Annotated in this window: 19 protein-coding genes; 4 read left to right on the top strand and 15 right to left on the bottom strand. The window is 51.5% G+C overall.

The window, feature by feature from the left end:
• Positions 1-108: 108 nt before the first annotated feature.
• From FD30_RS01580 to FD30_RS01570, 3 genes are all read left to right on the top strand, one after another.
• Positions 109-996, top strand: a complete 888-nt coding sequence (locus FD30_RS01580; protein WP_056943623.1) for a LysR family transcriptional regulator — start codon at positions 109-111, stop codon at positions 994-996.
• Between the two features lie 124 nt (positions 997-1,120).
• A complete protein-coding gene (locus tag FD30_RS01575) occupies positions 1,121-1,579 on the top strand; it encodes a nuclear transport factor 2 family protein (protein WP_056943622.1) in 459 nt (152 codons plus the stop codon).
• 130 nt (positions 1,580-1,709) lie between these two features.
• On the top strand, positions 1,710-2,222 hold the full coding sequence (locus FD30_RS01570) for a DUF2798 domain-containing protein (RefSeq protein ID WP_024746788.1): 513 nt from the start codon (positions 1,710-1,712) through the stop codon (positions 2,220-2,222).
• Between the two features lie 216 nt (positions 2,223-2,438).
• On the opposite strand, the gene FD30_RS01565 is transcribed toward FD30_RS01570, so the two are convergent.
• From FD30_RS01565 to FD30_RS01520, 10 genes are all read right to left on the bottom strand, one after another.
• Positions 2,439-3,971 carry an endonuclease MutS2 gene (locus tag FD30_RS01565; RefSeq protein ID WP_056943621.1) on the bottom strand — a complete coding sequence of 511 codons (1,533 nt, stop codon included), beginning with the start codon at positions 3,969-3,971 and terminating at the stop codon, positions 2,439-2,441.
• 171 nt (positions 3,972-4,142) lie between these two features.
• The gene (locus tag FD30_RS01560; RefSeq protein WP_225426463.1) at positions 4,143-4,628 is read right to left on the bottom strand and encodes a GNAT family N-acetyltransferase; all 486 of its coding nucleotides are present in this window, start codon (positions 4,626-4,628) and stop codon (positions 4,143-4,145) included.
• 132 nt (positions 4,629-4,760) lie between these two features.
• The gene (locus tag FD30_RS01555) at positions 4,761-6,833 is read right to left on the bottom strand and encodes a leucine-rich repeat domain-containing protein (RefSeq protein WP_056943620.1); all 2,073 of its coding nucleotides are present in this window, start codon (positions 6,831-6,833) and stop codon (positions 4,761-4,763) included.
• Positions 6,834-7,047: 214 nt separating this feature from the next.
• Entirely contained in the window at positions 7,048-8,004 is a 957-nt protein-coding gene (locus FD30_RS01550) for an ABC transporter ATP-binding protein (protein WP_146999999.1), read from the bottom strand.
• Positions 8,004-9,107 carry an ABC transporter ATP-binding protein gene (locus tag FD30_RS01545; RefSeq protein ID WP_056943618.1) on the bottom strand — a complete coding sequence of 368 codons (1,104 nt, stop codon included), beginning with the start codon at positions 9,105-9,107 and terminating at the stop codon, positions 8,004-8,006. Before FD30_RS01545 ends, FD30_RS01550 begins: the two co-directional genes overlap by 1 nt.
• A 13-nt stretch (positions 9,108-9,120) precedes the next feature.
• Positions 9,121-10,149 (bottom strand): ABC transporter permease, encoded by a 1,029-nt coding sequence (locus tag FD30_RS01540; protein ID WP_024746782.1) that lies wholly within the window; start codon positions 10,147-10,149, stop codon positions 9,121-9,123.
• Between the two features lie 11 nt (positions 10,150-10,160).
• Positions 10,161-11,090 (bottom strand): oligopeptide ABC transporter permease, encoded by a 930-nt coding sequence (gene opp3b / locus FD30_RS01535; RefSeq protein ID WP_024746781.1) that lies wholly within the window; start codon positions 11,088-11,090, stop codon positions 10,161-10,163.
• A gap of 157 nt (positions 11,091-11,247) precedes the next feature.
• On the bottom strand, positions 11,248-12,876 hold the full coding sequence (locus FD30_RS01530; RefSeq protein ID WP_056943617.1) for a peptide ABC transporter substrate-binding protein: 1,629 nt from the start codon (positions 12,874-12,876) through the stop codon (positions 11,248-11,250).
• Between the two features lie 317 nt (positions 12,877-13,193).
• Positions 13,194-14,831 carry a peptide ABC transporter substrate-binding protein gene (locus FD30_RS01525; protein ID WP_056943616.1) on the bottom strand — a complete coding sequence of 546 codons (1,638 nt, stop codon included), beginning with the start codon at positions 14,829-14,831 and terminating at the stop codon, positions 13,194-13,196.
• Positions 14,832-15,165: 334 nt separating this feature from the next.
• Complete coding sequence (locus tag FD30_RS01520) at positions 15,166-16,797, bottom strand: peptide ABC transporter substrate-binding protein (protein WP_056943615.1); 1,632 nt, start codon at positions 16,795-16,797, stop codon at positions 15,166-15,168.
• 387 nt (positions 16,798-17,184) lie between these two features.
• Between FD30_RS01520 and hflX the strand changes: the two genes are divergently transcribed.
• Positions 17,185-18,477, top strand: coding sequence for a GTPase HflX (hflX, locus tag FD30_RS01515; protein WP_056943614.1), 1,293 nt, complete (start codon positions 17,185-17,187; stop codon positions 18,475-18,477).
• A gap of 131 nt (positions 18,478-18,608) precedes the next feature.
• On the opposite strand, the gene FD30_RS01510 is transcribed toward hflX, so the two are convergent.
• From FD30_RS01510 to FD30_RS01490, 5 genes are all read right to left on the bottom strand, one after another.
• Positions 18,609-19,265 (bottom strand): amino acid ABC transporter permease, encoded by a 657-nt coding sequence (locus tag FD30_RS01510; protein WP_024746776.1) that lies wholly within the window; start codon positions 19,263-19,265, stop codon positions 18,609-18,611.
• A 13-nt stretch (positions 19,266-19,278) separates the two neighbouring features.
• The gene (locus FD30_RS01505; RefSeq protein WP_024746775.1) at positions 19,279-19,917 is read right to left on the bottom strand and encodes an amino acid ABC transporter permease; all 639 of its coding nucleotides are present in this window, start codon (positions 19,915-19,917) and stop codon (positions 19,279-19,281) included.
• A complete protein-coding gene (locus FD30_RS01500) occupies positions 19,914-20,750 on the bottom strand; it encodes a transporter substrate-binding domain-containing protein (protein WP_056943613.1) in 837 nt (278 codons plus the stop codon). The genes FD30_RS01505 and FD30_RS01500 overlap by 4 nt, the downstream gene beginning before the upstream one ends.
• Positions 20,751-20,767: 17 nt before the next feature.
• Entirely contained in the window at positions 20,768-21,505 is a 738-nt protein-coding gene (locus tag FD30_RS01495) for an amino acid ABC transporter ATP-binding protein (RefSeq protein WP_024746773.1), read from the bottom strand.
• Between the two features lie 616 nt (positions 21,506-22,121).
• Complete coding sequence (locus FD30_RS01490; RefSeq protein ID WP_235803241.1) at positions 22,122-22,490, bottom strand: hypothetical protein; 369 nt, start codon at positions 22,488-22,490, stop codon at positions 22,122-22,124.
• Positions 22,491-22,640: the final 150 nt, after the last annotated feature.

Below are 22,640 nucleotides of genomic sequence, written 5' to 3'. Positions count from 1 at the left end.
TTTACAAGACCCACTATAGTGTTCAGTATAAACTATAGTCAAATCTGGTAGTCCACATAAAAATAATTTATAATAGGGTTAATATCCTTGATAGAGAGGGCTTTAAAAATGAACATCAAAGACCTAGATTATTTTCACCAATTAACTTTGCAAAAAAACTTTTCCCAAGTGGCCGAATATTTTGGGGTCACGCAACCCACTATCACCCTGGCCATCCAACGGCTGGAAGCCGAATTCGCCACTAAACTGGTCCAACGTGACCGGGTCCACAACCAGCTTTTGATCACCGACACCGGTCGTCAACTAGCGGTACACGCCACCAGTATCCTGCGGGAGCTGCAGATCACCCACCAAGAAATCGACCGGCTCACGCAACAACGCACCATCCTGGGATTACCGCCCATCATTGAAAACTTCTACTTTCCTAAGGTCGCTGCCCGTCTGCAGGCCCTGGGTGAACTGGAAAACCTGCAAACCATCGCGGGCGGTTCCGTCCATCTGCGCCACGCCCTGCGCGACGGCCAGTGTGATATCGCGCTACTGGGCTCCATCGAACCCCTCTCCTACCAGCAACTGGCGGTCAACGAATTCGACCACCGGCCCTTCAGCATTTTCGTCTCCCGCCAGCATCCCCTGGCCAACCGCAAGCGGCTGTACTTCAGTGAACTCCGCCACGAACGTTTTATCCTCTTTAATAGTAGTTTTGTCCACAACACGGCCTTCAACAAGCTCACCCGCCGGAACCATTTTCGCCCTGACGTGGTCTACCGGGCCAACGATACCCACATCATCATGAACCTAGTCGCCGAAAACGTGGGGATCACCTTCCTGACCACCATCGTGGACCAGCACCGGGACGACGTGGTTCGCCTGGAACTGATGGATGACGAACAACCCCAATTCATCACCAGCATCGCTTACCGGACCAACCACGTCCTGACTGCTGCACAACGGCAGGTCCTCACCGTCCTCCGGCAGACACTGGGGTCAGCTTAGGCTCGCTTGTTCAACCACCCTAACGATTCTGGGATCCCCTACTGACAGGAACGGTCATCGGTGGTTTAATGGACCTAGGACGCGAAACGCCCCGTTCTATCCTAAAAAGTGAGGAAGACTTGTCATGACTTATGGAGAAGCAGAAAGTAATTTAATTTTGACCCGCCTGATCAACCAGTGGGCTATTGCTAGTGACGCCCACGACACCGCCGCACAGTTACGGTTGATGGCGCCCGATGGGACCTATCGGATCTACCAAGATGACGCCCTAATCTCAGAAACTAGTGGCCGAGAGAACCTCAACCGGCAGTTCACCCAAGCGGCCGCTGCCAGCGACCGGAGCTTTACGCAAAATGGGACCCGGCTGATCACCGTTAACCAAAACGACGGGACGGCCACGGGCATCCTCTACGCCCAGGTCAAGGTCGTCACGACGCCCGTCGAAGGTGGCCCGGCTATCCTGACGGACTACAGCGTGCGCTACGATGACCACTACGCCTTCTTGGGCGAGAACTGGGGCATCCTCGAGCGGGACGAACACCGCATCATCGTGGACCAACACCCACTGGCCACGGGCCATTAACGGGCAATCATCCCCGATTTTCGGTCCGAAAACGTTATCATCTCTTTTTTGAGAATTAATCCTTACACCCCTTCAGTTTTTATGGTAATGTAAGACTTCGTGGGAATTAAACCAAGGAGTTACACATTAAATGCCTAAAAATTTTAAAGAAGAATTACTATTCACTGCTGTCATGGCTGGCCTGATGGTCTTAGTCATGGCTGGTTACAACATCGCCTTAACGGATGGCTTCTCGCACCACTTTATCCGGGAGGTCCTGGTGGGTTATCCACTGGCCTTGATCGTCGCGGCAATCTGCGACTTAGGAATCATCGGTCCTGGCGTGAAGTTCATTTTCTTCCGCTACATCATTAACGATTATATGAAACAAAAGCAGATTCGGATTGCCCTGGCCATCTCTTGCATGATGGTGGCCGGCATGGTGACCCTGATGTCCCTCTTCGGGATGATTGTCACCCAAAACTTCGGGGGCAACGTGTTCCTGACGTACCTCCACACTTGGATCTTCAACCTCTTCATGGCACTGCCATTACAGTTGTTGATCGTGGGGCCCATTGCCCGGGCCATCCTGGGAGCCGTTCAAAAGCGGACTGCGCTGAAGACCGCAACCCAAGAACAACCCGTCGAAACTTTCGAAGACTAGCTTCACTAACTAAACGTCGCCGCTACCAACTCGCGTAGGGCGGCGTTTTTCTTTTTTCGGGCCTTTACGCCCATCCCCTCCTGCAAGCGAACAGTCGGTGGTTCACCCACAACCCCGCCATCTCAGCTTGCGGTCATCTTGGGTCAGCTCGATCTGACCCCTTAAAAAATTGCCCTTAACTGTCACACGACAGCTAAGGGCAATTTTTAGGTCACACTATTTTTCCGCTTGCATCTTCAAGTGTTGCTTGGCCAGTGCCAGGATCTCCGGTTTCAACCCGATGCGCTCCGCCAGCCACATGGCCTCACTGGCCCCGACCTGGTTCAATAACAGCCGGTACTCGGGCTCTAAGGTCTGCCGATCAAACGCCATGGCTCCCGTCACGAACTTAGGCTGGGCCACCGCATAATCCTTGATTCCGGTGTAGTGGGTGGTGACCACCAACTTAGCGCCTTGGTCGACCAAGTACTGGATAATGGCAATCCCTAAGGCCGTCCCCTCTTCCGGGTCGGTCCCACTACCAATTTCATCCAGGAGAATCAGGGCGTTCGGCCGCAGCTGGTCGGTGATGCCCACCAGCGTGGTCATCTCACCCGAGAAAGTACTCAACTGGGCCGCCATGTTCTGCTGGTCCCCAATGTCGATAGCGACCTGGTCAAAGACGGCCAGGTTAGTCCCTTCGTCAGCGGGAATCTCCAGGCCCAGCTTGACCATCATCGAAAATAACGCGATGGTCTTCAGGACCACGGTCTTTCCCCCGGAATTGGCCCCGGTGATCATCAGGCTCTGCTGAGCGTCCAACGTTACGTTCAACGGAACCGCCGCTTCTCCCAATAGCGGGTGCCGGCCGTTCACGATGTGTAAGACCTGGTGTCCGTTGAGCTTAGGCAAGATGGCTTGGTGTTCCAAGCCGTACTGCCCCCGGGCAAAGATCTGGTCTAACTCACTTAAGAGCTCAATCTGTTTCTGCAAGTCCGTCCAGTGTTCCTCGACGTCTCCGGTCATGGTCGCCAGGATCTGGTACACCTCGCCTTCTTCCGAAGCCAGCGTGGCCGCTAACTCCAGCCCGGTCTTAGAGACCGTGCTGGGTTCGAAGAAGACCGTGGAACCGGTCGCAGATTGGCCCATCACGGTTCCCTTGAACTTATGCTTGTAAGTGGCCTTGAGTTGGACACAGTAATGCTGATCCCGGCGAATCAGCTGTTTGCCCTGTAATTCATGGGAATGCTTACCGATGAATTGGTTCAACTGCTGCTGAATCTGCCGCGTCTGTTTGGCCTTATCCTTACGCAACTGCGCCAACTCGGGCGTTGCGTCGTCCCGAATGCCGTTCAGGTCTAGCACGTCATCCAAGCGATCCCGCAAGCCATTCAGCGGGGGCTGCTGCGCTAACAGGTCCATCAAAAAGGGAATCTCGGTGGTGTGCTGGTGCAGAACGATACTCAACCGCCGCCAGTTCACCAGCGTGTTCTGAACGGCCTTCAGCTGTTCCACGGTCAGTAAACGGCCCTGATCCAGCTTGGTCCGAATCACGGCGATCTGGTCTAAGTTGAAGAACGTGAGCAACACGTCTTCACTCAGTAACCGGTGAGCCTCATGGGTGAGGCCCAATTCACGGCGGACATCCTTCAAGTCCGTTTGGACCGGTGTCTGACGCAACTGGTCCGCCGCATAATCACTGTGGGTGTAAGCGGCGACCTGGTCTAAAATCACGTCTAGTTGTAAAGTTTCTCGAATCGTTTTATCCAAAATGCGCTCCTCTACGGGGCTGAACAACGGAGAACGGGTTCGTCCATTGCCTGCCCCTAATCCTGTTGGGTCATCGTTAGACCACTAACCGCACTCATTCACGTCACTCCTTCAATGCCGAATAGTCTCAGAATACCATGTTCCCCTTAACCGTTCAAACCCCCGAGTTGCCTATTCCGTCTTCAACCGGAGATACAGCAACGGGTAAGGTGCCCCCTGCTCATCGCTCATGGTCCGGCGATACGTCTGAAACCCCATGTGGTGATAGAACCCGACCGCCTGCGGATTTTGTTGGTTCACCGTGACTTCAGTGACGTGGTAGCGGCGAATCGCTATCGTGAGCAACGTTTTCCCCACACCGGTTCCCCGTGAATCGGGGGCTACAAATAACATTTCCATCCGTTGCTCACTAAGTCCCATAAACCCTAGTAAGCGTTGATTGGCGTTCCGGGCCACCAGGAGCTGGGGAACCTGCCGTAACGCTGGCGGGACCAGCTGCTTAATCGCCTGAACCTCACTTGGTGACAGAAACTTGTGGGTCGCGCGAACACTGGCTTCCCATACGGCGGTCAGTGCGGTGATGCGTGCGTCGGTTCGTTGCTCTACGGGAAGGGACACCACCATTGGTCGTTGAGATGCTGGTTCTTGATTTGCCATTCGACTGCCTCACTCTCTACTCGTTTACGAATTAGTATACCTGTCTAAAAGGGCACTGACCAACTAGTCAGTGCCCTGAGCAACTCATCTTATTCTTAGTGTGGTCGTGACGACTCGTAGTCGACCACCCAATCACTTAGCTGCCAGCGGCGTCACAAACTGTTTATTACCGGTGACGTATTGGCCATTAGTCAGTTGATAACGGGTCATGTAGCCCCGCCGAACAATCATCCGCTTAATTCGCACCACTTGACCCCGCTTGAGGACCTTAATGCGACTCTTGCGCGTCAACTTGGCCTGCGAATGTTGGTAAATCGTCCGGCCAACCCGCAATCTGGTGTAGGTCTTCCCCTGCCAGTACAAATTAGCGGTAAAGGCCTTGCGGGCCGTCACAAAGCTCCCGTCGCTTAGTCGGTAACGCAAGCGCCCCTGGCTTGAGCGTTGGGTGCCTACGACCTTGAACGTGGGCGCGGTCTGCCGCGAATACTGCCGATAATGCTGTTGAATCTGGTTTCGCTTAAAGGTTGCCCGCAGATACCGATTCAGGGCCCGCTTGAGGTAAATCATGAACGGTTTAAAGGGACGTCCCATTGGCCGCTCATCGCCGGGAGTCGGCGCCCCATCAACGGGGGTCACCTCATTTACAGGCGTCACGGCGGGGAGAACCACACTCGGAGTACTGTTGACCGGACTCACCGGTTGCGGTGCGACCAGTCTATAGGGAATCATGAGCTCTCCAGAAAAACTACCGAGATAACCGCCCCAATCCCAGTCCATCCGCTGATCAAGCCAGGTCACACTAATGTAGCGCTGACCGGACCGCACAATGCCCGTCCAGGTCAACCGGGGCCCCGAAAGTGGCGTTGATTTCAGCGAAGTCTTCTTCGCCCCCGTTCCCAACACCGTCTTCACGCTGAGCGGTTGACCATCGCTCGCAATTACCGGTGACGTGAACTGGTAAGTATCCTGATTCGTTTTGACCTTAATCGGATCCAAGTAGACCAACTGCTCACTGGCATCTATCGCGGCACCGTTTCCCGTGGTTTTCAGGTGCGCCAAGGGAGACAAGTCTAGAATCTGATTGTCATCCAGCATCAACTGGTCCATGGGTTGGGTCAACTTAGCCAGCGCGGAAATGTCTTTAATTTGGTTAACCTGCAGCGCCAAGGACGTTAAGTTCGTGAGTTGTCCCAAGGGTGTAATGTCTCCCACCTGATTATAATCCAGGTCCAAATAAGTCAGTTGCTTCAACCCCGCCAACGGTGTCAGGTCCTTAATCTGGTTATGGTCAGCGGTCAGGCTCCGGAGATTGGTCAACTTGGCCAGGGGCGTTAAGTCCGAGATGCTGTCCTCTTCGATATTTAAGTAAGCCAACTTGGTCAGATTCTGAATCGGTGTCAAATCGCTTAGTTTAGCGTGTTGCCACAGGCCCTGGTCCTCATCCGGATCATCGTTGGTCCGTGCATCTTTGGTCGATAACGCCAAGTCCGTTAGATTGGTGGCCTTCTCCAAGCCGGTTAAGTCGGTCAAATTTAACATGGCATAATAGAGTGGTCCCCGAATCACGTCCCCGGTGATAGGGTCGTACTGGGTCACATTCAGGGTAGTCAGGGTGGTCATATCCTGGGGCGTTATCTGGGTCGCGTCGATATAGGTGGTTTGCCCATCGTGGACCTGTTGCGACTGGAGGGCCTTCAGTACAATCTGTTGCAGGTTTTTATCCGGCATCCACTGGTCAATGGCAGTTGCCGGCGTAGTGGCCGTGGTGGGCGCCGTACTAGCGGCCGGCCCGGGTACTGGCGTTTTGTCTTGATTAATCTGATTCTCGCCGTTAGCAGGCTTATCCGTAACCATGGTTGCCGCTAATGGTTCCACGCTACCAGTCGGTTGGGGCTTACGTGGTTGGGTCGGTTGGCCCTGGCCAGTTGGCTGCCCGTCCGTTGTCACCGGGGTCCCCGCTAGCGGAGTCTGCACGGTCGTTGACGCCGAATCCTCAGATTGTTGCGGGGTCAGTGCCGGCTGGGTGGGTGTCACGGAAGTTGCTGTTCGGGTGGGCGCTACCGGATTGGTTCCCGTGGCCTGCTGGTTAGCCTGGGCGGAAGTTCCGGTCCAGCTTCCCCAGATCACCCCGCTCGTCACTAGTCCCGTCACCACTAACGCCTTGTGCCATTGCGTATTCGTTGGATGCTTTGTCATTGTTGTCATTACTAGGCCTCCTCTGCCGATTTTCCCCTTATAGAAACCAAAACGGGGAGACAACATTTCTAGTGCGAACCATGCACACCATTTATGACGCCTCCACTATAGTGCGTCCCCACAGAATAAGCAAGGGAAACTATTTCATTCTTAATAATCGAATGGCGACCACGCAAAAAAACACCGACCAACCAGGCCGGTGTTTTACGGTACCTATTTTAATTTAGTGTAGCAATGAGGCTTCGTGCGCCCGCTTCTGGTACATCGGAATTTCATCTTCCGCTGCCCGAACGAAGTGGTGCGGCGCAATTTCAACCAAGTGCCGTTCCTTGCCATCATTTTCGTGACTGGCATCGTACGCAATCTCTTGTCGTGCCCGTTCGAACTCTGGATCCGGAACTGGAACCGCCGACAACAGACTCTTGGTGTAATCGTGTAACGGGTGCGCGTAGATTTCGTCTGCATCCGCGATCTCAAGCATCCGACCGTAGTGCATGACCCCAATCCGGTCTGAAATGTACTTGACCATGGATAAGTCATGGGCGATGAACAGGTAAGTTAAGCCCTGTTCCCGTTGCAACTTCTTCATCAGGTTGACCACTTGGGCTTGAATCGACACGTCCAACGCTGAGATCGGTTCATCGGCGATCACGAACTTAGGGTTCACGGCCAACGCCCGGGCAATCCCGATCCGTTGCCGCTGCCCACCAGAGAATTCGTGTGGGTACCGACTGGAGTGGTCCTTGTTCAGACCCACGGTTTCAAGCAGGTTCTCTACCCGGTTAGTCCGGTCAGCATCATCCTTCGCCAGGTGGTTGATATCGATTCCTTCAGCCACGATATCCTTGACCTTCATCCGCGGATTCAATGACGCGTACGGGTCTTGGAAGATCATCTGCATGTCCTGACGGAATTGCCGCCGGTCGTCAGCTGACTTGAAGTTATCCACGTTCTTCCCTTCGAACAGGATTTCACCCGACGTAGGTTCGTACAAGTGGATGATGGCCCGTCCGGTCGTGGTCTTCCCAGAACCGGATTCACCAACCAGTCCGAAGGTCTCTCCTTTGTAGATGTCGAAGGAGATGTCATCGACCGCCCGAACTTCGTCAGCTTTACCAACGTTGAAATATTGCTTTAAATGTTTCACTTCGAGGATTTTTTCGGCATTTTCATAGTCCATTATTGCTGTTCCTCCTCTTCTTCAACGGGTGTCGTGTGGTCCGCTTGGTGCTTACGCAACGCAGCCTGCATCTCCGCATATTTCTTCTGACGCGCCACAATCTGTTCCGGTGGCGTCACCTTAGGCGCATCCGGATGCAATAACCAAGTTGCGGCGTAATGCGTATCAGAAACCTTAAAGAACGGTGGTTCCTTTTCCGTATCAATCTTCAACGCGTATTGGTTCCGGGCTGCAAAGGCATCCCCCACTGGTGGATCCAGTAAGTCCGGCGGCGTCCCAGGAATCGATGGTAATTCGTCGCCCTTGGTATCCAACGTCGGCATGGAACTCAACAAGCCCCAAGTATACGGGTGCTTCGGGTTGTAGAAGATTTCGTCAACCGTTCCGTATTCCACGATCTTCCCGGCATACATCACGGCTACCCGATCGGCCATCCCAGCCACGACCCCGAGGTCATGGGTGATGAAGATGATCGACGTCGAAATCTTGTCTTGCAATTCCTTCATTAAATTCAGGATTTGCGCCTGAATCGTCACGTCCAACGCCGTGGTTGGTTCGTCGGCAATCAGGATCTCAGGGTAGTTGACCAACGCAATCGCAATCACGATCCGTTGCCGCATCCCTCCGGAGAATTGGTGTGGATAATCGTTGATCCGGTTTTCCGCATCCGTGATACCCACTAACTTCATCATTTCCAGAGCTTGGGCTAAGGCCTTTTCCTTCTTCATGCCCTTGTGGACCATTAAAGGTTCCGCAATCTGGCGCCCAATCTTCATGGTCGGGTCCAGCGAAGTCATTGGGTCCTGGAAGATTTCGGCAATGTCTTGTCCCCGAATTCCTTCCATTTCCTTTTCCGACTTCTTCAAGAGGTCTTCGCCCTTGTACATGATACTCCCGTTGGTAATCCGGGCATTGGTGGCGTTCAATCCCATAATGGTCCGCGTCGTCACGGACTTACCGGAACCGGACTCCCCAACAATAGCGAGCGTCTCGCCCTTCCGTAGGTCAAAACTAACGTTCCGGATGGCCTTAACGTCCCCCGCGTAGGTCTTAAAATCAACCTGCAAGTTCCGTACTTCCAAAATATCTTTTTCGTTATCCATAACGCGTCTTCACCTACTCTTTCGTTCGTGGATCAAAGGCATCCCGCAAGCCATCCCCTAAGAGGTTAAAGGCTAACATGACGATGGACAGTACTAACGCTGGCCACCACATCTGGTACGGTAAGAACTGGAAGTTCTTTTGCCCGTCGTTCAACAACGTCCCTAGTGATGCCTGTGGTGATGAGATCCCAATCCCGATATAGGACAGCATCGCTTCGAAGAAGATGGCATTGGGAATGGTGAACATGGTATTGATGATAATCACACTTGAAAGGTTCGGTAACAAGTGTTTAAACGCAATCTTGAGCGGTCGCTCGCCCAGCGTTCTGGCAGCTAAGATGTATTCTTGACTCTTCAGCTCCATGGTCTGGGCTCGAACCAGCCGGGCCATGTTGGTCCAACTGGTCAGCGCAATCGCGATAATAATCGAGGTCATCCCGGGTTTCAGAATCAAAATCAGGAGGACAATCACAACCAGGTTAGGAATGGACAGAATGATTTCGATCACCCGTTGCATGAAGGTATCAATCCGTCCCCCTTTCCAACCGGAGAACATCCCGTAGGTCACCCCGATGGTTAAATCAAAGAAGGTGGCCACTAACGCAATGATCAGGGAAATCCGTGTCCCGTAAAGGACCCGGGAGAACAGGTCCCGTCCTAAATAGTCGGTTCCCATAATATAGTAGGTTCCAGAACTGGCACCGGCTTGTTGGTAAGCATCGATGCGTTGACCCGCTTGGACCAATGTCCCGTTGAATCCGTTGATGCCAATACCCGGAATCTTAGAGGGCAAGTTGGCGTAAGACGGGTTCACGGCGTTGGGGTTGTGGGGTGACACGAAGATGGACCCAAAAGCCATGATGAACACAATTGCTAAAATGATGAGGGATACCCAGGCACCCCGGTTTTTCTTTAACCGCCGCCATGCGTCTTGCGTAAACGTAAGGGATGGCGCCGCAATCTTTTCACTATCTAGCGCCGCACGGTCCGCGGGCGTCATCGGCTTAAAGCTATCTTCTGGGAGTTTTACTGTATCTGCCATTGAATTACCTCCTAGTTAGCCTTTCCTGTAATCCGAATCCGTGGGTCAACGATTCCGTAAAGAATATCGGTAATCAGAAGAACCACACACAACATGAAGGAGTAGACGATGGTCAGCCCCATGATGGTTGGGTAATCGTTGGTCAAGACGGACTTAACGAATTGTTCCCCAATCCCGGGAATCGAGAAGATGTTTTCCACAACCATCGACCCGGTCATGATGTTCACGGCCAACGGCCCCACGATGGTAATCAACGGAATCAGACTGTTCCGCAATGCGTGGTGGTAGATGACACTGGTCCGGCTCAACCCTTTAGCTTTCGCCAATTCGATGTAATCCGAACTCAAGACGTCGACCATTTCGGTTCGGACGAACCGCGCCGATTCGGCTAACGGAGTAAACGCCAGCGCCAGGGTCGGTAAGACCGTGTAGATGAAGCCGCCCCATTCGGCAATTGGGAACCAGCCGGCCTTCAACCCTAAGTAGTACTGCAACAGAACGGCCAACACGAAGGAAGGAATCGAAATCCCTAAGATGGAAACAATCGTGGCCGTGGTGTCTGCCCAGGTGTTTTGTTTCATGGCCCCGAAGGCCCCGACAACAATCCCTAAGATGACACCCACAATAATCGCCTGCAACCCAATCTGCAGTGATGGTTCGATCCGACTAGAAATTAAGTAGGATACGGGTTGATCACTGAATTGGAAGGAGGTCCCGAAGTCCCCCTTGACGGCACCCGCTAGGTACAGCACGTATTGCTGCCAAACCGGTTTGTCCAAGCCGTATTGCTGGTAGATCAACGCAATCTGGCTCTTCGACAACTTGGCTTGGTTGGTCAACGGCGTCCCTGGCAAAAGCTTCATCAGGAAGAACGTCACGGTAATCACGATGAATAAGGTCAGGATCAAGTAAAAGATCCGTTTTGCTAGGTACTTTGCCATTTGCTTACCTCTCAATCTCTTTACCGTTAAGTTTCAAAACTTAACCAGCATTAGACAAAAACAATAAGATGATAAATGATTTCTATACCACCGGAGAGCAAGTCCCAACGGTTACGCTGGTCCTTACTCCCCGGTTAAAACTATAAGTCAGATACGGTTACTTGGCAATATAAGTCTTGCTGAAATCCCAGTTCGCGCCAGTTGGGAAGTAAATCAATCCCTTAACGTTGGACTTGACCAGTTGCGCCTTACCTTGTTGGTAGAATGGAATGACCCCTTGATCCTTCAACAGGGTCTTTTGAGCGTCAACCAAATCGTTCCACCGCGCAGCATCATTGTTGGCATCCTTGCCGTTGGCATTCGCGATGTCTTGGTTGTAAGCTGCGGACTTCCACTTCCCGTTGTTGTACGAGTTGTCAGAAGTGAACAATTGCAAGAACGAGATTGGGTCAGGGAAGTCTGCGCCCCAGGCCGTCGCCACAACATCAAACTGACCATTTTGTGACCGGCTTAACCGGGTCTTAAATGGCAAGTTCTGGTTGGTGACCTTCAACCCTGGTAACTTCGCCCACTGACTCTGAATGAATTCAGCGGCACTCTTACCAGCTGGCGTATCATCGGCCATGAACGTCAGGGAGTAGTTCTTACGACCCGTTTCCTTCAAGGCTTGCTTCCACAACTTCTTAGCTTGCGCTAAATCTTGGGTCGAAGCAGATGGGACGTTGGCTACAGAAGCGAAGTCCTTCCCCTTGTAAGAAGCCAAGTCGGAAGCCACGACCCCTTTAGCTGGCGTTGACCCGTCTTGCAGGATCTTGTTGATGAATTGGTTCCGGTTGATGGCCATCGATAATGCTTGACGCGCCTTCTTGTTCCGCAACATATTGTCCTTCTTCTGGTTGATTTCCAGATAGAACGTCCCGGCACTCTTCCGTTCAACGTAATCCTTATTATTCTTGTAGTTCTTTGGTTGCTGCCCACTCAAATAAGTGGCATCCAATTTACCGCTCTGGTACTGACTTAGAGCCGTTTGTGGTTCCTTAATCGTCTTGAAGTTGATCTTTTTCAGTTTAACATTCTTTGCGTTCCAGTAGGTAGGATTCTTACTCAAGGTCCAGTTATCCGAGGTTCCCGTCCAGTAAGTTAACTTGAATGGTCCGTTATAAACGTTAGCCTGAGCGGTCGTCGCGTACTTTTTACCGTACTTGTCGGCAACCGACTTATTTTGAGGGAAGAAGGTTGGGCTAGCCACCAAGGATGGGAAGTAACTCGTGGCCTTATCCAGCGTCACGACTAACTTATGGCTACCTTGGGCCTTGATTCCCAGGTTCGACACGGCTTCCTTGCCCTTCATAATCGCGTTAGCGTTCTTTACGGGCGCTAACAGGTAAGCGTATTGTGAAGCGGTCTTAGGATTGACCGTCCGTTGCCAAGAATACACGAAATCTTTTGCCGTTACGGGATCCCCGTTACTCCACTTGGACTTCCGCAGGTTAAAGGTATAAGTCTTACCATCCTTGGACTTGCTGTAACTCTTCGCAACCCCCATGGAGACCTTGTTATCCTTGCCTGCACGCAAGAGTCCTTCACCCGTGTTGTTCATGGTTTCCCCGGAAACGACGTCGGTCGCTTTAGAAATGTCCATGGATGGTAACGATGAATTCTCCATCCAATTGAGCTCTTGGTCCTTCGCCGAACTGGTGTTACTGGACGACGAACCACAGGCTGCAAGGAGCACAGCGGCAAAGGACGCCACTGTTCCTAATTTGACTGCCGATTTGATTTTCATTGTAAAATCCAACCCCTCTTATCTTGGTTGCGTGTCATAAATTGACAACCTCAAATTTGATGATTCCAATTGTATATTAGAAAATCATTAAAAACAAGGGCTGTGTTTAATTTATTTCAGCTAACCAGTTACAAAGGCCGGTATGACAACGTTTAAAAATAAAAATTAAAATCTGATGTCACATTTTTCCTGTATTTAATTACATTTTTCTGTATACCGTATACAGAATAGTGACCGATTACATCCCCCATCCCGTGGGCTTTATTCAATAAAATCTCGCCGTTCGGCAAGCGAGCGGCGAGATTTTAGCTTTCACCTTATTTTGCAATGTAAGTCTTACTGAAGTCCCAGTTAGCGCCGGTTGGGAAGTAGATGATTCCCTTGACGTTTGACTTGACCAGTTGTGGCTTAGCTTGTTGATAGAGTGGCACGATTCCTTGATCGTTCATCAACGTCTTTTCGGCGTTAACCAAGTCATTCCAACGCGCCGCTTCGTTGTTGGCATCTTGGTTGTTGGCCTTATCGATATCGTTGTCGTAAGCCGTTGACTTCCACTTCCCGTTGTTGTACGAGTTGTCAGAAGTGAACAGGGACAGGAAGGAGATTGGGTCGGCGAAGTCGGCACCCCAACCAGAAACCACGGCATCAAACTGACCATTTTGTGAACGGCTCAACCGCGTCTTGAATGGTAAGTTCTGGTTCGTGACCTTCAGGCCAGGTAACTTCGACCATTGACTCTGAACGAATTCAGTTGCGTTCTTACCAGCAGCCGTATCATCGGCCATCAGCGTCAGGTCGTAACTGCTTTCGCCAGATTCCTTCAGGGCTTCCTTCCAGAGCTTCTTGGCCTTGGTCAGGTTGTAAGCCGTCCCGTCAGCCGTCTTAGCTGCGGCAGCGAAATCTTCACCCTTGTACGAAGCTAAACCAGTTGAGACGTAACCGCTGGCAACCTTCGAACCATCTTGAAGCACCTTGTTAACGAATTGGTTCCGGTTGATGGCCAAGGATAAGGCTTTCCGGGCTTTAGCGTTCTTCATTAACTTGCTCTTCTGTTCGTTCAGTTCGATGTAGAAGGTCGAAGCCCCTTGCCGAACCACGTAGTTCTTACTGTTCTTGTAGTTCTTCGGTTGTTGTCCACTCAGGTAAGTGGCATCCAGCTTGCCGGCTTGGTACTGACTCAGCGCCGTTTGTGGATCCTTAACCGTCTTGAAGTTGATCTTCTTTAACTTAACGTTCTTTGCGTTCCAGTATTGGCTGTTCTTGCTCAACGTCCAGTTATCGGAAGTCCCCGTCCAAGCCGTTAACTTGAATGGTCCGTTGTAGACGTTAGATTGTGCGTTCGTGGCGTACTTCTTACCGTACTTTTCAACGGCTGACTTGTTCTGCGGGTAGAACGTTGGGTTAGCCACCAACGCTGGGAAGTAGTTCGTGGCTTTCGTTAACGTGACCACGACCTTGTAATTGCCTTCCGCCTTGATTCCTAAGCTGGAGACGGGCTTCTTACTCTTCATGATGGCGTTCGCGTTCTTGACTTGAGCAAACAGGTAAGCGTATTGCGAAGCCGTCTTAGGGTTCACCGTGCGTTGCCAGGAATAAACGAAATCTTTAGCAGTTACGGGATCCCCGTTACTCCATTTCGACTTCCGTAAGTTGAAGGTGTAGGTCTTCCCATCTTTCGACTTACTATAGCTCTTGGCGACCCCAGGATGGGTCTTGCTGTTCTTGCCCATTCGGAGAAGCCCTTCATTGGTGTTGTTCAACGTTTCACCGGAAACCACGTCGGTTGCCTTGGAAATATCCATTGAGGGTAAAGCTGAAGCTTCCATCCAATTTAACGTCTGACTCTTCGCAGTTTGGCTACTGCTGCTACTGCTCGTGGACGATCCACAAGCGGCCAACAGAACGGCGGCAAATGTGGCGACCGTTCCTAATTTCACTGCTGAATTAATCTTCATTCTCATCCAACCCCTCTAAACTTAATTTGGGTACAAACAACCAAGTGACAACATCAAATTTGATGGTTTCAATCATATATTAGAATAAGATTAAAATCAATAGTATTTTTTAATTTTATATCATTTTCACCCAATTTATCCCCTTATAAGCCTCTCATTATTAAAAAGTGATAAGTAAAAGGAACCGTTAACCATTGATGCACGTTAACGGTTCCTCCTGTGTTACCGGGTAAAGTGACGCCTAAGGTTCGTTTCACCTGAGCGTCACCCGAGCTAACTGACGTTGCCCCGTCATCCCCCTAGTGTGCCCACACTAAGATGCAGAGCGTTCAGCTTACTTGTTGGCGATGTAGACCTTACTAAAGTCCCAATTCGAGCTGACTGGGAAGTAGACTAGATTCTTGACCGTCGACTTCACCAGTTGTGGCTTACCTGGCTGGTAGATTGGAATGACCCCTTGATCACGCATCAGGATCTTCTGCGCGTTGACTAAGTTCTGCCAACGTTGAGCTGGCCGGTTCGCATTAGTGGTCGTCGCATCCTGGATGTTCCGATCGTAAGCCGCCGACTTCCAGCCGCCGTTGTTGTACGAAGCGCCCGTCGTAAACAGGGATAAGTCCGTAATCGGGTCAGGGAAGTCCGCGCCCCAGAGAGTTACCACGGCCTGGAAGTCGTGACTGGCCGAACGGGACAGCCGCGTCTTGTACGGTAGGTTCTGGTTGGTAACCTTCAACCCCGGTAACTTCGACCACTGACTCTGTACGTATTCGGTGGTACTCTTCCCGACTGGCGTATCGTCCGCCAAGAGGGTCAGAGAATAGCTCTTCCGGCCGGTCTCCTTCAAAGCTTGGTTCCACAGTTGCTTAGCCTTCTTCAGGTTGTAAGCCGTCGCGGCCGGGACCGCGGCTTCCTTGGCGAAGTCTTGGCCGTCACGAACCGCTAAGCCGGTGGTTACAAAGCCCGTTGGGACCTTAGAGCCGTCGTCGAGGACCTTGTTGACGAATTGATCCCGATTAATGGCCAGTGACAAGGCTTGCCGCGCCTTCTTGTTCTTCATCATGGAATCGCGCCGTTCGTTCAGTTCGATGTAAGCAATCGACGAGCCGTCCCGTGAATGGTAGTTCTTGCTATTCTTGTAGTTCTTAGGTTGTTGCCCACTCAGGTAAGTCGCGTCCAGCTTACCGGTCTGGTACTGACTCAACGCCGTTTGTGGGTCCTTGACCGTATTGAACTTCACGTGCTTTAGGGTCACGTGCTTGGCATCCCAGTACTTGTCGTTCTTGGTCAGCGTCCAATTATCCGACGTCCCGGTCCAGTAGGTCAGCTTAAACGGCCCGTTGTAGACGTTGTTCTTGGCGTTGGTCCCGTACTTCTTCCCCAGCTTCTTGACCACGGATTCATTCTGCGGGAAGAAACTGGTCTGCGCGACTAAGGTTGGGAAGTAACTGACAGGGTGTTCCAGGTTCACAACGACCTTGTAGTCCCCCACGGCCTTGATACCTAAGGCTGAGACTGGCTTCTTCCCCTTCATGACGGCATTGGCGTTCTTAACGTCACCGTAGAGGTAAGCGTACTGCGACCCCGTCTTAGGGTTCACGGTCCGTTGCCAGCCGAAGACGAAATCCTTCGCGGTCACGGGATCGCCGTTACTCCATTTCGACTTCCGCAAGTTAAAGGTATAGGTCTTCCCATCCTTCGACTTGCTGTAGGACTTGGCCACCCCGGGATAGGTCTTGCTGTTCTTCCCGAACTTAAGCAATCCCTGACTGGTGTTGTTCATGGTTCCCCCCGAAACCACGTCAGTTGCCTTCGATGGATCCATGGTTGGCAACGCTGAAGCTTCCATCCAGTTCAAGGTTTGGTCCTTGGCCCGGCTGGTACTGCTGGAAGAGGTCCCACAAGCAGCCAATAAAATGGCAGAGAACGTGGCGACCGTCCCCAGCTTAAGTGCTGAAGATACTCTCATCAAATCCGACCCCTCATATGTAAATCCGCTCAACGAATGAGCGCTGAAAACAGCATATATTAAAATTAAGTTAGAATCAATACTTTTATTTAATTTTATTATCATTTATCAACCGATATCGTTCCCGTTTTCTCACCGTTTCCATTCAGCCTTCGTGGTTTCATAAGTATGTAATCCCGCTAAACTCGTTAATCCGTAAGAAATTTTACGATAGTGTTGGCCAACTTCCTTATAATCCTTTGTCATTTCATTTTAATTTTCAGCATTCTAAGATCACCCCGCATTTCTCACTCAATCGCACCATCCGGGTCGCCTAAGCTCCCTTAACCGTCCCGTCCCTAAAAATGGTATACTGACTTCAAGGAACCTAATAAGGAGGATGACTTTATGGATGAAACGCCAGCAACACCAGTCGTCACCATTGGTTTAAACGCCGGTCAAGCGACGTTTGATTATTCCATGGCTGAGTTAACGGCCTTAGTCGAGGCCAACCACATGACGGTGGTCGAACAAGTGCAACAAGCACTGACTAAGCCTAACCCCGGCACCTACTTCGGAACCGGGAAAGTGGAAGAGCTCGCGGCCATCGTCGCCGACGACCAAGTCGATACCGTGGTGGTCAACGATGAGCTAACCCCGAGTCAGATTCGGAACTTGGAGAACGGCACCAAGGCACGGATCATCGACCGGACCGGCCTGATTCTGGAGATTTTCGCCAACCGGGCGCAATCCCGCGAAGCCAAGCTACAAGTCCAATTGGCTATGTTACAGTACCAGTTGCCCCGCTTGCACACCAGCGCGTCGCAACGGCTGGACCAACAAGGCGGTGGCGGTGGCGGTGGCCTCGCCAACCGGGGGGCCGGTGAATCCCAGACCGAAATGAGTCGGCGGACCATCGAACGGTCGATCACGCACGTGAACCACGAGCTGAAGGAAATCAACCAAGCCGCCGAAACCCAACGTCAACAACGGGAACGCAACGAACTGCCTTCCGTCGCCCTAGTTGGCTACACCAACGCGGGGAAATCGACTCTGATGAACGCGCTGGTCAAGCGCTTCGGCAAGAACGAGGAGAAGCAAGTCTTCGTGAAGAACATGTTGTTTGCGACCCTAGATACCAGTGTGCGGCAACTGATCTTCCCCGACCAAAAGAAGCTCCTGTTAAGCGATACGGTCGGTTTCGTCAGTCAACTGCCAACTAACCTGGTCAAGGCGTTCCGGTCGACCCTGTCAGAGGCCGCTAACGCCGATCTCCTGGTCCAAGTCGTCGACTACGCCGATGTCAACCGGGATGCCATGATGGCCACCACGGAGCAGACGCTCCAAGACATTGGGGTGACCGACGTGCCGATGATCACGGTCTTCAACAAGGCGGACCTGACATCGACCGACTACCCCAGCCGTGCGGGCGATCAACTGATCATCTCCGCTAAGGACGACGCCTCCATCGACCTGCTCGTCCGGGCCATGAAGGAAAAGGTCTTCCACAACTACGTCACGGCCAACTTCTTGATTCCGTTCGATGCCGGCGACATCGTGGCCTACATGAACGACCACTGCAACGTCCTGTCGACGGATTACCAAGCCGACGGCACTGCGATGCGCGTTGAGTTGACCAGCGCTGATTTCAACAAATACAAGTCATACGTGGTCACGGATGCCGACTCTGTCGAAGATTAGGCACTGATCACCAAAAGTCCCCAGTTCAGCGACTGGGGGCTTTTTATGGTCAGTTAGTGGTCCAAATTAAAAGGCGTTTTCGTCCCCCTTCTCCGGAAGAATCGAAAACGCCTTAAGTTTATCTCGTCACGTTAGGCCTGACGCTTTTCCAAGTACCGCGCCAACACGGACAGTGCGTAACAAACCACAAAGTATAACACTGCGATTGCCAAGAACATGGGAATAATGTAATTCGTGTTCTGACCATAGATAATCTGTGACCGGTACAGCATTTCTGGTAACAGAATAATCGTCGCCAAAGACGTATCCTTGACCAGTGAGATGAACTGGCTCACGATGGCCGGAATCATCTTCACGATGGCTTGGGGCAACACGATATAGCGGAGCGCTTGCCAGTAAGTCAGCCCGTTGGCCCGGGCACCTTCCATCTGGCCGGGGTCGACCGCTTGAATCCCGGACCGCACGATTTCGGCCAACATAGCGGATTCGAAGATGGTCATTGCGAGAATCGCCGCTGGAATCACTTCCGGCTTGACCCCCAGGTTCGGTAATCCAAAGTAAATGAAGAACAAGATCAGAATCAACGGCAGGTTCCGGATAATGTCGATCACCAGACCGACCAAGGCAGACAGGTACTTAATCTTAACGTACCGGATGACCCCCAGAATCGCACCGATAATGAAACTCCCAATAATGGAGGCCACGGAAACCAGAATGGTGATTCCCAGGCCGCCAAACAGGTAGCGTAAGTTATCCGGGGAGTAGGCAGCAATAAAGTTATTTAGCATCGTAATCCCTCCCCTAAGCTAACCGTTTTTCTAGGTAGCGCATGTAGTAACTAATCGGCATGGTAATGATCAGGTAGAGCACCCCAACAGCGGAGTAGGCCGCCATGGTCTCTAGTGAACTGGACGCGATGGCGTTCCCCTGATACATCAGGTCAAAGCCCCCCACGAAGGCTAACGTTGAGGAGTTCTTGACCAAGTTGACGAATTGGTTACCCAGTGGTGGAATCACGTACCGGAAAGCCTGCGGCAAGACAATGTAGCGCATGCTCTGCCAGTAGGTCAGCCCGTTCGACCGGGCCCCTTCCATCTGACCGGGGTCCACGGACTGAATCCCCGCCCGCACTGTTTCCGCAATGAAGGCTGACGTGTACAGCGTCAACCCAATCGTCCCGGCAGTGAATCCGTTGACCTTGATCACGTACAACGGAATGACCACGTAGAAGAACATGGTGATCACCAGCAGGGGAATGTTCCGAAAAACCTCGATGTAGACCCGGGCCACGCCGCGCGCGACCTTATTCGGGGATTCTTCTAGTAACGCGAAGAAAGTCCCGATAATCAGACTGAACACCAGCGCAATCAGACTACATAACAGCGTCTGACCTAACCCGTAGAGGAGCGTGCCTCCGTAGTGTGCAAAGATATGAATCATTCTCTAGCCGCCTCCTCGTAATCAAAGCCCTTAACGTTATGGAACCACTTGTGCAGAATCTTCTGATACTGCCCGTTGGCCCGTAACTCCTTCAGCGACTGGTTGACGGCTTGCCGGAACGGCGTTTGCGCCTTATCGACCGCAATCCCGTAAGGTTCGGACACGAACGTCCCACCAGTGACCACGTAATCGGGGTTCTGGACGGACATCCCGTAAAGGATCCCGTTATCGGTGGTCAACGCTTGCCCTTGCCCCGACTTCAGCGCCGTCATGGCTTGGGCGTAGTCGGTCAGTTGTAGGACTTTCGCGTTAGGCGCCACCTTCGCGACGTTCTCCACGGAATCTGAACCCACGACCCCTAGGACCGTGCCTTTCTGGCGGTTCAAGTCTTTGACGTTTTTAATGCTGCTCCCCTTCTTGACCAGTAGGGATTGACCAGCGTAGAAATAAGTATTGCTAAAAGCCACTTGCTTTCGCCGTTCTGGCGTATTGGTCATGGTGGCAATAATGGCATCAATGTTCCCGTTCTTTAACATCGGCATCCGCGTTGAACTGGTCACTTGGATAAACTTCGCCTTGGCATCTTTGCCCAGCATCTGCTTGGTGATGGCCTTAGCTAAATCAATTTCGAAGCCCTTGATCTGGCCATCCTTGGTATCCAGCAACCCAAACAGCCGCGTATCCGCCTTGACCCCCCAGGTAATCGTCTTGGACTGTTGATCCGTCTTCAAGACGTTACGCTGAGATAGCGGCTTCGAGCCACAGGCACTGACGACTACCGTCAGGGTCAGTAGCGCGAGCATCAGGCCCAGGCTGCGCATAATTTTTTTCATATCGCAAACCTCCCTGATTAGTGCAAAATCTTACTAAGGAATTGACGTGCCCGTTCGTTGCTAGGCTCGCCGTTGAAGAACTTGTCCTTTGAATCGTCTTCCAGGATCCGTCCATCAGCCATAAAGATAACCCGGTTGGCCACTTCCCGAGCGAAGCCCATTTCGTGGGTCACAATCAAGGACGTCATGCTGGAATCTTCCGCAATCGTTTTCATGATATTCAAAACATCATCAACCATTTCGGGGTCCAAGGCACTAGTCGGTTCATCGAATAGCAGGCATTTCGGCTTCATCGCCAGCGACCGCGCAATGGCGATTCGTTGCTTCTGCCCCCCAGATAACTGAGCCGGCATCTTCGCTGCTTGGTCGGCTAGCCCAACTCGGTCCAGCATCTCCATCGCAATCTTTTTGTTTTCCTGTTCATCCCGGTGTAACACGATGCGGGGTGCCAACATGATATTTTCAAGAATCGTCTTGTTAGCATACAGGTTAAAGTGTTGGAAGACCATTCCCACGTTCTTCCGAATCCGGTTGATGTCCGTCTTAGGATTAGCCAAGTCCTGGCCGTTCACGATCAGTTGACCTTCTCGAATCTGTTCCAACCCGTTCACGGAACGAATTAGAGTGGACTTCCCAGAACCAGATGGCCCAATCAAGACGACCGTTTCGCCGGCTTCGATGGTTAAGTTGATATTATGCAACGCGTGGAAGTCACCGTAGTACTTCTCGACGTTGTGGAATTCAATCATTGACATATTTTTCCCTCCATTAAAATAGTTAATGAGTGACCGTTCACCGGTCCGCGGGGCCCATCACTAAAGTTAATCAGGCGCCTACCGCTCCGATACCCGGAAACTTGCAGGGTCTACTTCAAAGTTTAAACCAAAAGAAATTACGGGTCAAAGTATCCTGCTCAGCGTCCCGGCCTCCCTTGAACTATTTATGGGGCAAAACTATTGATTTTCCTGGATTTCTGGCCTCAAAAAAATTTTGACTGTCATGTGAGGTTTTCTGCCAAAACGTTACTTTTTTAGAACCAATGGCCATCAACATTCCATCTTGAAAAGATTTTTCTTCGATTGACTAGCCTAACTGCTGTGCTAGTCATCGCCTTACCGGACGGCCAGACAAGGCTGGAACGCCGTGGACACAACTTGACGCCCAAATCCATAGTCCCCAAGCTGGCCTTTTCCTAGGCGAGCTAAGAAACGCTCACCAAGGAAAATTTCACGGCTGAGCCTTGTCTGGCCGTCCTCACGGCTTACAGTCACGTTAAGCCTATTTCGGTGTTCTGGTATACCCCTATCATAACCACAAGAGTTGAGCTTTCATTCAATTACTGATCTGCAAGATTAACGACACCCCTGCCAATCATTGTTTATCGGTCACCACATACTTCCCCACAATTTTTGGCTCTGGATATTTAGATCCATTAAAGGCATCTTCCGGCATTAATTGCTCCAGATCCTGATAACTAAACCCATAATATGACTTAGCTTTCACCTGCTTATCCGCAACTACTCCATCTGTCAATAAATTCTCAATTTTATCATCGTTTACAGGAATTAAGTAGGCATTATACCGCTCCTTTTTCGAATCGATTCGACTATAAATAACATACACAGGAATTATCTGCCCCTTAAAATCATAGTTAAAGACATAGCGTTTCGTCTTGGGATTCTCCATAAGCTGAATTTGGTCGTCATCCGTCATGTCACTGAATCCCAAGACTTCTGACATTCGCGGTTCGTAGGACAGCTTTGAGCTTCTCAATGCTTTCTTAATAATCGCTGAACGACTGTTTAACCCCTTAGGAATAGCCGGAGCTTGATTAGCCTGAATTATTCATACCTTTCAAAAAAGTCGTCAGTTTTCATGTTTTTCAAAAAC

Origin of the sequence: Levilactobacillus namurensis DSM 19117, assembly GCF_001434785.1 — a bacterium.
GTDB classification, from domain to species: domain Bacteria; phylum Bacillota; class Bacilli; order Lactobacillales; family Lactobacillaceae; genus Levilactobacillus; species Levilactobacillus namurensis.
Note: the sequence above shows the minus strand (reverse complement) of the source record. Positions and strands in the feature narration are given on the sequence as shown.

What these genes read in the sequence shown, in the direction of transcription:
- FD30_RS01545 (WP_056943618.1), bottom strand. Translation starts at nt 9,107, where the DNA reads ATGGATAACGAAAAAGATATTTTGGAAGTACGGAACTTGCAGGTTGAT.
- FD30_RS01575 (WP_056943622.1), top strand. Translation starts at nt 1,121, where the DNA reads ATGACTTATGGAGAAGCAGAAAGTAATTTAATTTTGACCCGCCTGATC.
- FD30_RS01550 (WP_146999999.1), bottom strand. Translation starts at nt 8,004, where the DNA reads ATGGACTATGAAAATGCCGAAAAAATCCTCGAAGTGAAACATTTAAAG.
- FD30_RS01580 (WP_056943623.1), top strand. Translation starts at nt 109, where the DNA reads ATGAACATCAAAGACCTAGATTATTTTCACCAATTAACTTTGCAAAAA.
- FD30_RS01530 (WP_056943617.1), bottom strand. Translation starts at nt 12,876, where the DNA reads ATGAAAATCAAATCGGCAGTCAAATTAGGAACAGTGGCGTCCTTTGCC.
- FD30_RS01555 (WP_056943620.1), bottom strand. Translation starts at nt 6,833, where the DNA reads ATGACAACAATGACAAAGCATCCAACGAATACGCAATGGCACAAGGCG.
- FD30_RS01490 (WP_235803241.1), bottom strand. Translation starts at nt 22,490, where the DNA reads ATGTCAGAAGTCTTGGGATTCAGTGACATGACGGATGACGACCAAATT.
- FD30_RS01560 (WP_225426463.1), bottom strand. Translation starts at nt 4,628, where the DNA reads ATGGCAAATCAAGAACCAGCATCTCAACGACCAATGGTGGTGTCCCTT.
- FD30_RS01495 (WP_024746773.1), bottom strand. Translation starts at nt 21,505, where the DNA reads ATGTCAATGATTGAATTCCACAACGTCGAGAAGTACTACGGTGACTTC.
- FD30_RS01505 (WP_024746775.1), bottom strand. Translation starts at nt 19,917, where the DNA reads ATGATTCATATCTTTGCACACTACGGAGGCACGCTCCTCTACGGGTTA.
- FD30_RS01510 (WP_024746776.1), bottom strand. Translation starts at nt 19,265, where the DNA reads ATGCTAAATAACTTTATTGCTGCCTACTCCCCGGATAACTTACGCTAC.
- FD30_RS01570 (WP_024746788.1), top strand. Translation starts at nt 1,710, where the DNA reads ATGCCTAAAAATTTTAAAGAAGAATTACTATTCACTGCTGTCATGGCT.
- FD30_RS01525 (WP_056943616.1), bottom strand. Translation starts at nt 14,831, where the DNA reads ATGAAGATTAATTCAGCAGTGAAATTAGGAACGGTCGCCACATTTGCC.
- FD30_RS01540 (WP_024746782.1), bottom strand. Translation starts at nt 10,149, where the DNA reads ATGGCAGATACAGTAAAACTCCCAGAAGATAGCTTTAAGCCGATGACG.
- FD30_RS01500 (WP_056943613.1), bottom strand. Translation starts at nt 20,750, where the DNA reads ATGAAAAAAATTATGCGCAGCCTGGGCCTGATGCTCGCGCTACTGACC.
- hflX (WP_056943614.1), top strand. Translation starts at nt 17,185, where the DNA reads ATGGATGAAACGCCAGCAACACCAGTCGTCACCATTGGTTTAAACGCC.
- FD30_RS01520 (WP_056943615.1), bottom strand. Translation starts at nt 16,797, where the DNA reads ATGAGAGTATCTTCAGCACTTAAGCTGGGGACGGTCGCCACGTTCTCT.
- opp3b (WP_024746781.1), bottom strand. Translation starts at nt 11,090, where the DNA reads ATGGCAAAGTACCTAGCAAAACGGATCTTTTACTTGATCCTGACCTTA.